This is a genomic window from Pedococcus sp. NPDC057267, assembly GCF_042668795.1.
GTDB lineage: Bacteria > Actinomycetota > Actinomycetes > Actinomycetales > Dermatophilaceae > Pedococcus.
In genome coordinates, this window is record NZ_JBHUYG010000028.1 from 1 (window position 1) to 11,895 (window position 11,895).

The 11,895-nt window shown below is 73.8% G+C and carries 9 protein-coding genes; all 9 read right to left on the reverse strand.

Annotated elements, in window-relative coordinates; all coding sequences use genetic code 11:
* Positions 1–37: 37 nt before the first annotated feature.
* The 9 genes from ftsZ to ACFUC1_RS08330 all read right to left on the reverse strand — a co-directional run bounded on the left by ftsZ (position 38) and on the right by ACFUC1_RS08330 (position 11,883).
* Complete coding sequence (ftsZ, locus tag ACFUC1_RS08290; protein ID WP_379118525.1) at positions 38–1,321, reverse strand: cell division protein FtsZ; 1,284 nt, start codon at positions 1,319–1,321, stop codon at positions 38–40.
* A 311-nt stretch (positions 1,322–1,632) separates the two neighbouring features.
* Complete coding sequence (locus ACFUC1_RS08295) at positions 1,633–2,376, reverse strand: cell division protein FtsQ/DivIB (protein ID WP_379118528.1); 744 nt, start codon at positions 2,374–2,376, stop codon at positions 1,633–1,635.
* The gene (gene murC / locus ACFUC1_RS08300) at positions 2,373–3,812 is read right to left on the reverse strand and encodes a UDP-N-acetylmuramate--L-alanine ligase (protein WP_379118530.1); all 1,440 of its coding nucleotides are present in this window, start codon (positions 3,810–3,812) and stop codon (positions 2,373–2,375) included. Before murC ends, ACFUC1_RS08295 begins: the two co-directional genes overlap by 4 nt.
* Positions 3,809–4,936 carry an undecaprenyldiphospho-muramoylpentapeptide beta-N-acetylglucosaminyltransferase gene (murG, locus tag ACFUC1_RS08305; protein ID WP_379118532.1) on the reverse strand — a complete coding sequence of 376 codons (1,128 nt, stop codon included), beginning with the start codon at positions 4,934–4,936 and terminating at the stop codon, positions 3,809–3,811. Before murG ends, murC begins: the two co-directional genes overlap by 4 nt.
* Positions 4,936–6,201: a putative lipid II flippase FtsW gene (ftsW, locus tag ACFUC1_RS08310; RefSeq protein WP_379118534.1), complete on the reverse strand. Its 1,266-nt coding sequence runs from the start codon at positions 6,199–6,201 to the stop codon at positions 4,936–4,938. Before ftsW ends, murG begins: the two co-directional genes overlap by 1 nt.
* 3 nt (positions 6,202–6,204) lie before the next feature.
* On the reverse strand, positions 6,205–7,704 hold the full coding sequence (gene murD / locus ACFUC1_RS08315) for a UDP-N-acetylmuramoyl-L-alanine--D-glutamate ligase (RefSeq protein ID WP_379118536.1): 1,500 nt from the start codon (positions 7,702–7,704) through the stop codon (positions 6,205–6,207).
* Complete coding sequence (gene mraY, locus ACFUC1_RS08320; RefSeq protein WP_379118537.1) at positions 7,701–8,783, reverse strand: phospho-N-acetylmuramoyl-pentapeptide-transferase; 1,083 nt, start codon at positions 8,781–8,783, stop codon at positions 7,701–7,703. Before mraY ends, murD begins: the two co-directional genes overlap by 4 nt.
* Positions 8,780–10,231 carry a UDP-N-acetylmuramoyl-tripeptide--D-alanyl-D-alanine ligase gene (murF, locus tag ACFUC1_RS08325; protein ID WP_379118539.1) on the reverse strand — a complete coding sequence of 484 codons (1,452 nt, stop codon included), beginning with the start codon at positions 10,229–10,231 and terminating at the stop codon, positions 8,780–8,782. The genes mraY and murF overlap by 4 nt, the downstream gene beginning before the upstream one ends.
* On the reverse strand, positions 10,228–11,883 hold the full coding sequence (locus ACFUC1_RS08330) for a Mur ligase family protein (RefSeq protein ID WP_379118541.1): 1,656 nt from the start codon (positions 11,881–11,883) through the stop codon (positions 10,228–10,230). Before ACFUC1_RS08330 ends, murF begins: the two co-directional genes overlap by 4 nt.
* Positions 11,884–11,895 lie beyond the last annotated feature (12 nt).

Sequence of the window (11,895 nt, forward strand, 5' to 3'; positions counted from 1 at the left end):
GTCGTCCGGCGCCCCCTGTCGGCGTGTGGTCAGGAGCTCACTTGAGGAAGTCGGGCACGTCCAGGTCGTCGCCCTCGTCGAACGTGACGGTGCGCGGCGGGCGGCCGACCGGCTCGCGGGGGGCGGCGGGCTGGGTCTGGTGCGGCTGGGAGGTGCTGACGCCCTCCCCCTCGTGGGTGCGCACCGGGGCCGGCTGCGGCTGCGCCGGCGCGGACTGCTCGGGGGTGGGGCGGTATGCCGGCTGCGGGGCCGCCTGCGGCGCGGGCGCTGCCGGGGCGGGAGCCGAGGGGGCGGCCTGCTGCGGCGCGGTCTGGGCCGGACGGGTGGCACCTTGGATCTGGCCGATCGCCCGCTCGTTCTCGCGCTTGAGCGGGGCGCCGCCGTCGAAGCCCGCGGCGATGACGGTCACCCTGACCTCGTCGCCGAGGGCGTCGTCGATGACGGCTCCGAAGATGATGTTCGCCTCGGGGTGTGCGGCCTCCTGGACGAGGCGCGCCGCCTCGTTGATCTCGAACAGGCCGAGGTCGCTGCCGCCCTGGATCGACAGCAGGACGCCGTGCGCGCCGTCGATGCTCGCCTCGAGCAGCGGGCTGGAGATCGCCAGCTCGGCCGCCTGCACCGCGCGGTCGTCGCCGCGCGAGGAGCCGATGCCCATGAGCGCCGAGCCGGCACCCTGCATGACCGACTTGACGTCGGCGAAGTCGAGGTTGATCAGGCCCGGCGTGGTGATGAGGTCGGTGATGCCCTGGACACCGGAGAGCAGCACCTGGTCGGCGGACCGGAAGGCGTCGAGCATCGAGACCGCGCGGTCGCTGATCGACAGCAGCCGGTCGTTAGGGATGACGATGAGGGTGTCGACCTCCTCGCGCAGGTTGCCGATGCCGGACTCGGCCTGGTTGGCGCGACGGCGGCCCTCGAAGGTGAACGGCCGGGTGACGACGCCGATCGTCAGGGCACCGAGGCCCTTGGCGATCTTGGCGACGACAGGGGCGCCACCGGTGCCCGTGCCACCGCCCTCGCCCGCGGTCACGAAGACCATGTCGGCGCCCTTGAGCACCTCCTCGATCTCCTCGGCGTGGTCCTCGGCCGCCTTGCGCCCGACCTCGGGGTCCGCGCCGGCGCCGAGCCCACGGGTGAGCTCACGGCCCACGTCGAGCTTGACGTCGGCGTCACTCATCAGCAGCGCCTGCGCGTCGGTGTTGATGGCGATGAACTCCACGCCCTTGAGGCCGACCTCGATCATGCGGTTGATGGCGTTGACGCCACCACCGCCGATGCCGACGACCTTGATGACGGCCAAGTAGTTCTGCGGTGCTGCCACGGCGGTGGGCCTCTCCTGGGGTGCTGCTGGGTGCTGGTGTCTAGACGTGAAGTTGAGAGTTATGCCTGGGTTCCCAACGGTTTCCGGTGCCGCCGACGCTATGCGTGGGGACAGTGGCAGGCAACGAGGCGGTCCGCGTGTCGCAGCACGGATTGCCTGCGCGGCGGGGTTTTGCTGGCCGCGCCCGGGGAAGTGTGTCACACCCGTCACAAGCGCCCCACGGGCCCCGTGCCCCACACTGCGCGCCCGGGCCCCGGCCCACCGCTCGGGCCCGCTCCCCAGCCCTGGCGCGGGGGCGGACCCGGCGCGGCTCAGCGGGTGACGGGGGTGTTCGGCGCGCTGACGTCGATGACCGCGTGCGGGGTCCTGAGCAGGGCCTGGACGATGGCCAGCTTGCGCTCCGGCTCGGCCACACCGCCCCACACGACCGTCGTGGGACCCACCCTCATCGTGACGAGGTTGGCACTGCTGACCGTCACCGCGGAGACCCTCCGCTGGAGGGAGTCGGGCAGCACCTTGAGGACGCTGACGGCGGCGGCGAGGGCGTCCTGGGACAGTGCCGCGTCGGAGGCGGCGCTGACGACCGGCACCCCCTTGGGTGCGGTCGTCACCACGGCGTAGGCGACTCCCGTCTCGTCCACAACCTTCAGTTGACCTTGAGGGTTCTTCACGACCAGGAAGGGCACGCGGGGGCTGGCGTGGATGACCAGCGTGCTGGGCCAGGAACGCTCGATGGAGACGTCGGCCAGCGTCGCCCGCTCGGCAACCCGGGCTGCCACGCCGCGGGTGTCGACCCGCGCCAGCGGCTCCCCCATCGGGACCTTGGCGAGCTCGGTGATGGGCGCGACCTCGGCCGCGGGCACCCCCACGACCTCGACGCTGCGCACGGCCAGCACCGGGCTCCAGGCGACCAGCCACACCAGCAGGGCGACGAGGGCGACGGCTCCGGCGGCATACCCCCACAGGCGCAGCGGGCGGCGCCGCGCGAAGGTGGCGCGCTGCTGGAACCGGTCGCGCGACGACGCCAGGCCGCGCGGGGCGCTGCGCCCGCTCATCCCTGCGCGAGGACCCGCAGGACCTCGGGGCCGATCATGGTCACGTCACCGGCGCCCACGGTGAGGACGAGGTCGCCGTCGGCCGCCAGCCCGGCCACCACCTGGGGCACGGCGGTCCACGAGGAGACCACCCGGACGTCCGCCCCCGGCTCGAGCTCGAGCAGCGCGTCGGCCACGAGCTGGGACGAGACGCCGGGGACCGGGTCCTCGCGCGCGGCATACACGTCCATGAGGACGACGACGTCGGCCGGGCGGAGGGCGGCCGCGAACTCGCGGGCGAAGTCCCGGGTGCGGGAGAACAGGTGCGGCTGGAAGACGACGACGAGGCGGCCCTGCCCGGCGACCAGGTCACGACCGGTCGAGACGACCGCGGCGACCTTGCCCGGGTTGTGCGCGTAGTCGTCGACGACCGTCACGCCGGCTGCCGACCCCTTGGGCTCGAACCGACGGCGCGTGCCGGTGAAGCCGAACAGCCCGTCGAGCACCCGGGTCGGGTCCTGCCCGAGCCCCTCGACGGCCACCGTGTATGCCGCCGCGGCGTTGAGCAGGTTGTGCCGGCCGGGGATGTTGACCCGCAGCACCCGCGACTGGCCGTCGGGGCCGGTGAGGGTCGCCCGGGCCATGAGGCCCCGGAAGGTCTCCTGCCCCAGGACGACGTCGGCCTCGGGCGACCAGCCGTAGGTGAGGACGCGGGTGCCGGCGGTGCGGGCCTTCCGGGCGAGGCTGCGCGAGCCCTCGTCGTCCTCGCACGCCACGAGCAGCCCCCCGGGCAGCACCGACGCCGCGAACTCGGCGTAGGCGTCACGGACGCGCTCGAACGTGCCGTAGAAGTCGAGGTGGTCCGGCTGCACGTTGGTGACGACGGCGACCTCGGGGCGGTAGACGAGGAACGAGCCGTCGCTCTCGTCGGCCTCGGCGACGAAGACGTCGCCGGTGCCCCAGTGGGCGTTGGTGCCGTGCTTGGCCAGCTCTCCCCCGGCCGCGAACGAGGGGTCGATGCCGCAGTGCTGCAGCGCGACCGTGAGCATCGAGGTCGTGGTCGTCTTGCCGTTGGCACCCGCCACCGCGACCCGGCGGGAGCCGGCCATCGTCGAGGCGAGGGCCTGCGAGCGGTGCAGGACGCGCAGGCCGCGTTCGCGCGCGGCGGCCAGCTCGACGTTGCCCTCGCGGATGGCCGAGGAGATGACGACGGTGGCGACGCCGTCGAGGTGGGCGGGGTCGTGGCCGACGTGCACCTGCGCCCCCTCCGCCGCCAGGGCCGCGAGCACCGGGGACTCCTTGGCGTCGGAGCCGCTGACGCGCGTGCCGCGGGCGAGCATGACCCGGGCCACGCCGGACATGCCCGAGCCGCCGATCGCGATGAAGTGCACGGCACCGAGCTGCTCGAGCGGGGGCACCGGCTCGGTGAAGTCGAAGCGCGGGTTCTGGCCGTTCACGGGCGGACCTCTCCCGGGGCGGCCTGCGACTCGGCGAGGGCCGCCTCCACCATGTCGGCCAGCAGCTCGTCGGCGCCGCGCTCCCCCACCGCCGCGGCGGCCGCGGCCATCGCGTCGATGCGTGCCGGGTCGGTCAGGAGCGGAACCAGCGTCGAGCCCACCCACTCGGGCGTGGCCTGGGGGTCGTCCACGATGATCCCGCCCCCGGCCTCGACGACGTCGGCGGCGTTGAACTGCTGCTCGCCGTTGCCGATCGGCAGGGGCACGTAGACGGCGGGGAGGCCGACGGCCGTGAGCTCGCAGACCGTGTTGGCGCCCGCCCGGGCCACGACGAGGTCGGCCGCGGCGTAGGCGAGGTCCATCCGGTCGGTGTACGGCGCGACGACGTACGGCGGCCCGTCGCCGTCGGTCGACGGGGTGAACTCCTTGCCGGCCCCGGTGAGGTGCAGGACCTGGACCCCACCCGCGCGGAGCTGCGCGGCGCTCGCCTCGAACGTCGCGTTGAGCCGCTGGGCGCCGAGCGAGCCGCCCGTCACCAGGAGGGTGGGGTGGTGGTCCTCGAGCCCGAAGTGCGCCAGTCCCTCGGCGCGCGTCGCGGCGCGGTCGAGGTGGGCGATCTCGGACCGCAGCGGCATGCCGATCGCGGTCGCGTGGGCCAGCCGCGTGCTCGGGAACGTCGTGGCGACGTGGGTGGTCATCCGGGCGCCGACACGGTTGGCCAGGCCGGGGCGGGCGTTCTGCTCGTGCACGACGACCGGGACGTGGCAGCGCCGCGCGGCGAGGTATGCCGGCGTGGAGACGTAGCCGCCGAAGCCGACCACGACCTGGGCGCCGGTCTGCTGGATGGCCCGCTCGGCCGCGCGGACCGCCCCGCGCAGGTTGGTGGGCAGCCGCAGCAGGTCGCCGGAGGGCTTGCGCGGCAGCGGCACCTTGGGCACGGTCAGCAGCGGGTAGCCGCGGTCGGGCACGAGGCGGGACTCCAGACCGGTCTCGGTGCCCAGTGCCGTGATCGTGATCCCGGGGTGGCGCCGGCGCAGGCAGTCGGCCAGCGCGAGCAGCGGGGAGACGTGGCCGGCCGTCCCGCCGCCGGCCAGCAGGACGGACGTCGGGTTCGTGGTGGACATCAGTCCCTCCCCCGCCGTCCGGGCAGGACCGCGATGGTGCGGCGCACGACCGAGGGGCGGGCCGACAGGGCCTCCGTGCACCCGGGTTCGTTGCGTGCGAACGAGAGCAGGATGCCCAGCGCCGCCATCGTCGTCATGAGCGACGACCCGCCGTAGGACACGAGCGGCAGCGGGAGGCCGATGACCGGGAGCAGCCCGATCACGGCACCGATGTTGACGAACGCCTGTACCACGATCCACGCCATGGTGCCACCGGTCGCGATCTTGATGAACAGGTCGTCGGTGCGCAGGACGATGCGGTAGCAGACGAGGGCGAAGGCGCAGAACAGCCCGAGCAGGACGAGGGTGCCCGGCAGGCCGAGCTCCTCGCCGATGATCGCGAAGATGAAGTCGTTGTGCGCCTCCGGCAGCCACTGCCACTTCTCGCGGCTGGCCCCGAGCCCGACGCCCCACCACCCGCCGTCGGCCAGCGCGTAGCGGCCGTGCAGCGGCTGGCGCGCCGCGCCGTACGGGTTGGTGTCCTTGCCCAGCCAGACGTCGAACCGCCCGAGCCGGTTGGGGCTCGTCACGATGAGGGTGATCGCCGCGGCGGCCATGCCGGCCAGGCCCCACGCGAACAGCTTGCGGGGGACGCCCGCGGTGAACAGGACTGCTCCGACGATGCCGCCCATGACGATGGCCGTGCCGAGGTCGCCGCCGCCGAGGTCGAGCCCGACCGTGACGAGGACGCACGGGAACAGGTACGGGAGGATCACGTTCTTGAGCCGCTCGAGGCTGCGCCCGCGGGCCGAGAGCACGAGCGCCCCGACCAGGACCAGGCCGATCTTGGCGAACTCCGCGGGCTGGATCGTGAAGCTGCCCGCCCCGATCCAGTTGCGGTTGCCGTTGACCGTGACACCCAACGGGGTGAAGACGAGCAGCATCGCGAGCACCGAGCCACCCAGGATGGGCAACGACAGCGCCTTCCAGCCGCGGACCGGGATCCGGCTGGCGCCGAGCATGACCAGCCCGCCGAGGACCGCGAACATCAGCTGCTTGCGGAAGAAGAGGTACGGCGTGCTGTTGTGCGTGGCCACCAGGGACATGACCGAAGACGCGGAGAGCACCATGATCAGGCCGATGACGACGAGCACCACCGAGACCGACAGCAGCACGTAGTAGCTGGTGACGGGTGAGTCGAAGCGGGCCAGCCAGCCCGTCGGGCCGAGGTCGTCGGCGCGCGACACCTTCCCCGTCCCGGGGGGCGCGGCGGTGGTACTGCTCACTGCCTACTCCCCTGCGCTGCCGGCACGGCGGGCGACGGCCGCCGCGAAGGCATCGCCCCGGGCACCGTAGTTGGGGAACATGTCCATCGACGCCGCGGCGGGGGCCAGCAGCACCACGTCACCCTCCTCGGCGAGCTCGGAGGCACGCTCCACGACGACGTCCATGACCCCAGTGTCCGTGGTCGGCACGTCCACGACCGGGACATCGGGCGCGTGTCGGGCGAGCGCCTGGGCGATCTGCTCGCGGTCCCGTCCGATGAGCACCACACCCCGCAGCCGGCTCGCGGCGTCCTTGACGAGGTCGTCCACGTCGGCGCCCTTGAGCAGGCCACCGGCCACCCAGACGACCTTCTCGAACGAGTGCAGGGACGCGGCCGCGGCGTGCGGGTTGGTGGCCTTGGAGTCGTCGACGAAGCGGACGCCGCCGACCTCCCCCACTTGCGCGATGCGGTGCGGCTCGGGCGTGAAGGCGCGCAGGCCGTCGCGCACCGCGACCGGCGGCACGCCGTACGCGCGGGCGAGCGCGGCTGCGGCGAGGGCGTTCGCGACGTTGTGCGGGGCCAGGACGGCCGAGGACCCCTGCACGTCGGCCAGCGTCGCGAGCTCGGCCGCGGACGTGCGGCGCTCCTCGACGAAGGCGCGGTCGGCGAGGACGTCGTCGACCAGGCCCACCATCGACAGCCCGGGCGTGCCGAGGGTGAAGCCGATCGCCCGGCAGCCCTCCTGCACCTCGGCGTCCATGACGAGCTGCTCGGTCACGGGGTCCTGGACGTTGTAGACGCAGGCGACCTTGGTGTTGGCGTAGACCTTGCCCTTGGCCTGCCGGTAGGCGTCCATCGAGCCGTGCCAGTCGAGGTGGTCGGGCGCGAGGTTGAGGCAGGCGGAGGCGTGCGGCGCCAGCGAGTCCGACCAGTGCAGCTGGAAGCTCGACAGCTCGACGGCGATGACGTCGTACGGCTCGGGGTGCAGGACCGCCTCGAGGATGGGGGTGCCCACGTTGCCGGCGGCGGTGGCCCGCAGGCCGGCAGCGCGCAGCATCGAGGCCAGCATCTCGACCGTCGTCGTCTTGCCGTTGGTACCCGTGACGGTGAGCCACGGGGCGGGGCCGACGGCCTGCCGCATGCGCCAGGCGAGCTCGACCTCGCCCCAGACGGGGATGCCGCGGGCGGCCGCCGCGGCGAGCAGGGGCTGGTCCGGCCGCCACCCCGGGGAGGTGACGACGAGGTCGGCGTCCCAGGCCTGCGGCATACCGGCCACGTGCTCGGGACCCAGGCGCACGTCGACGCCGAGGATGTCGAGGATCCGCGCCCGCTCCCCCAGCGCCGCGTTCACCGCGGGGTCCCCGCCGTCGACGGCGATGACGACCGCGCCGCGCTCGTGCAGGGCGTCGGCCGCGGCGAAGCCGCTCACGCCGAGCCCGGCGACGAGGACGCGCAGGCCGCTCCAGTCGGCGGAGGCGTCGGTGAGGCCGTCGAGGCGCCCCCCGACCGGTGCGCCGCTCACTGCGCCCCCACGACCCACTCGGCGTAGAACAGCCCGAGTCCGAGCGCCACGAAGAGCCCCGCGACGATCCAGAACCGGATGACGATGGTGACCTCGTTCCAGCCCAGCAGCTCGAAGTGGTGCTGCAGCGGCGCCATCCGGAAGACCCGTTTGCCGGTGAGCTTGAACGAGCCGACCTGGATGATCACCGACAGCGTGATCGCGACGAACAGGCCGCCGAGGATGATGATGAGCAGCTCGGTGCGGGTGGTGATGGCCAGGCCGGCCAGTGCACCGCCGAGGGCCAGCGAACCGGTGTCGCCCATGAAGATCTTGGCCGGTGAGGCGTTCCACCACAGGAAGCCGAAGCAGGCCCCCATGCAGGCGGCCGCCACCACCGCCAGGTCACGCGAGTCCCGCACCTCGTAGCACTTCAGGCCCGGGGTGAGCTGGCAGTTCTGGTTGCCCTGCCAGATGCCGATGAGGACGTAGGCGGCGAACACCATCACCGAGGCACCGGTCGCGAGGCCGTCGAGGCCGTCGGTGAGGTTCACGCCGTTGGACGTGCCGGCGATCATGAGGTTGGCCCAGATGACGAACAGGATCAGGCCGATGAGGGGCCCGGCGAAGGCCAGGTCGACGGGCGTGTCGCGCACGAACGAGATCTGCGTCGAGGCAGGGGTGCGCCAGTGGCTGTTGGGGAACTGCAGCGCCAGCACGGCGAAGACGACGGCGACGAGGGTCTGGCCCGCGAGCTTCTCCCCCGAGCGCAGCCCGAGGCTGCGCTGCTTGGAGATCTTGATGTAGTCGTCGAGGAAGCCGACCAGCCCCAGCCCAGCCATGAGGAAGAGCACGAGGACGGCACTCCAGGTGAGCGGCGTGAAGGTGATGAGGTGCGCGAGGCCGTATGCCGCGAGGCTCGAGCCGATGATGACGGCGCCACCCATGGTGGGCGTGCCGCGCTTGGTGTGGTGCGAGGTCGGGCCGTCGTCGCGGATGAACTGCCCGTAGCCCTGGCGGACCAGGAACTTGATGAACATGGGGGTTCCGAGGAGGGCACCCACGAGGGAGATGACGGCCGCCGCCAGCACCGCCTTCACGTCGCGTCCTCCTCGGTGCCGCCGGCTCCACCCGTGGGTCCGGCGTCGCCGGCCACCTTGTCCCCGAGCCACCGTAGCCCGGCGTCGCGGCTGGACTTGAACAACACGACGTCTCCCGGGGCGAGTGTCTCGGCAAGCAGATCGTAGGCGGCGTCGGCGTCGGGGACCCACACGGCCTCCTGGCCCCACGAGCCCTCGTGCTGGGCACCGGTGGCCATGGGCCGGGCGGTCTCGCCGACGACGACGAGACGGCTGATGTTGAGGCGCACCGCGAGCCGGCCGATGGCGTCGTGCTCGGCGGTCGACTCCTCGCCCAGCTCGAGCATCGAGCCCAGGACGGCCCAGGTGCGCCGGGGGGTGCCGTCGTCGGCGCGGCCCATCGCCACGAGGGCCTTGAGCGCGGCGCGCATGGACTCCGGATTGGCGTTGTAGGCGTCGTTGACGACGGTGACGCCGTCGGGACGCTCGGTGACCTCCATGCGCCACCGCGAGGCGGGCGTGGCGGTGGCCAGGGCCCTCACCGTCGCCTCGACGTCGAGGCCGCAGGCGCGGGCCGCGGCGACCACCGAGAGCGCGTTGGCGACGTGGTGCTCGCCGTGCAGCCGCAGCGTGACGTCGGCCGACCCGTCCGGGGTCGTGAGCCGGAAGGACGGGCGACCGAGCGGGTCGAGGGAGACGTCGTCGGCACGCACCTCGGCGTCCGGGGCGGTGCCCACGAGCACCACCCGGGCCTGCGTCTTCGCCGCCATGCCGCGCACCGCGGTGTCGTCGGCGTTGAGGACGGCGACCCCGTCGGCGGGCAGGGCCTCGACCAGCTCCGCCTTGGCGACCGCGATCGCCTCGCGGGAGCCGAACTCCCCCACGTGGGCGGACCCGACGTTGAGCTCGAGGCCGATGCGGGGTGGCGCGATCGTCGTGAGGTAGCGGATGTGGCCGGTGCCGCGCGCGCCCATCTCCGCGACGAGGTAGCGCGTGTCGGGCGTGACTCGGAAGACGGTGAGGGGCACGCCGACCTCGGAGTTCAGCGAGCCCACCGGCGCGACGGTCGGCGCGGCCTGCGACAGGACGTGGGCCAGCAGGTCCTTGGTGGAGGTCTTGCCGGACGAGCCGGTGATGCCGATGACGGTCAGGTCCGGGTGCCGGTCGACGACGGCCCGTGCCAGCGTCGCGAGCCCGTCCTGGATGTCGTCCACGACGACGCAGGGCAGGTCCTCGACCGGGCGGGTGGTCATGGCCGCGACGGCACCCTGCTCCCTGGCCGGGGCGACGAAGGCGTGGCCGTCGGCGTGCTCCCCCACCCGGGCGACGTAGAGCCCTCCCGGGCCCGCCTCCCGCGAGTCGGTGACGACGGGTCCGTCGACCACGAGGGCAGCCGCCGCGGCGTCGTCGATGCCGTGGAGCCGGCCCCCGGTGACCTCGGCCACCTCGGCGAGCGTCATGGGGATCACGCGGGCCCCCCTGCACCGGCCAGCTCGTCGAGCGCGGCACGCGCCACGTCCCTGTCGTCGAAGGGGTGCACCGTCCCAGCGACCTCCTGTCCCGTCTCGTGTCCCTTGCCGACCACCGCCACCACGCTGCCCGGCCCCGCGTCGCGGCCCGCGCGCACAGCCCGCCGGATGGCCTCGGCCCGGCCGGCCACGTCGTGCAGCTCGGCCGTGGTCCCTGCTGCGCGGGCGCCCTCGAGCACCGCGCGGCGGATCTCGGCCGGGTCCTCCGAGCGGGGGTTGTCGTCGGTGACCAGGACGATGTCCGCGCCCTCCGCGGCGGCCCGGCCCATCGCCTGGCGCTTGCCCCGGTCGCGGTCCCCGCCGGCGCCGAGGACGACCACCAGCGCGCCCCGGGTCGACGCGCGCAGCGCCGACAGGGCGGCCGCGACCGCGTCGGGGGTGTGTGCGTAGTCGACCACCACGAGCGGCAGGTCGGCACCCGTCGTGGCCGCGGCGGGCGGCTGCGCTCCGGGCGGCTGCGCTCCGGGCGGCTGCGCTCCGGGCGGCTGGGCTCCGGGCGCCCCCGCGCCGGCCGCGCCGGAGCCGGTCGCACCGGCGCCGGTCGGCCTGACCGGCTCCATGCGGCCCGGCACGTGCGGGTCCTGCCCCATGGCGGCCTCGACCTGCGCGCCGGGCGTGCCACCGAGGACCAGGGCCAGGGCGGCCATCGCGGTGTTGACCCGGTTGAAGTCGCCCGGCAGCGCGGAGCGCAGCCGCAGGGTGGTGCTGCCGTCACCCAGCTCGAACCGCGCGGCGTCCCCGGGCTGGACGGTGAGCCGCCAGTCGGCGTCGACGCCGGGCAGCGAGGTCAGGGTCGTCACGGGCACCCCTGCGGTCGCGGCGAGCTCCCGGCCCCACTCGTCGTCGACGCAGACCAGCCCGCGGCGCGACCGCTCCGGCGTGAAGAGCGAGGCCTTGGCGAGGAAGTAGTCGCGCATCGTCGGGTGGAAGTCGAGGTGGTCCTGCGACAGGTTCGTGAAGAGGGCGAGGTCGTAGACGACCCCGTCGACGCGGTGCTGGACCAGCGCGTGGCTCGAGACCTCCATGACGCAGTCGTCGAGCTCGCGCTCGGCCATGACCGCCAGGAGGGCGTGCAGGACCGGCGCCTCGGGGGTGGTGCGCACCGAGCGGATGCGCTCGTCGCCGATCCGCGTCTCGACGGTGCCGATGAGCCCGGTGCGCCTGCCGAGGGCGTGCAGCGCCGAGCTGAGCAGGTATGCCGTGGTGGTCTTGCCGTTGGTCCCCGTGATGCCGTACATCCTCAGGGCCAGGTCGGTGGTGCCGAAGACCCGCGAGGCGGCGGCGCCGACGACCGAGCGCGGTTGCTCCACGACCACCCGGGGCAGCGCCACGCCGGTGTCGTCGAGGACCTCCCCGCCCGCGCGGTCCGTCAGGACGGCGACGGCGCCCTGCGCGGCCGCGCCCGCGGCATACGACGCACCGTGGGCCGTCGCCCCCGGGAGGGCTGCGTAGAGGTCGCCCTCGCACACGTCACGCGAGTCGAGGGTCACCCCCGTGACGGGCGTGTCGGCGCCCACGAGGGTGCCGCCGACGAGGGTCGCCAGCGTCGACAGCGGTGTCGCGTGCGGGGACGCCGGGCGGGGGAAAGACACGGAGAGCGAGCC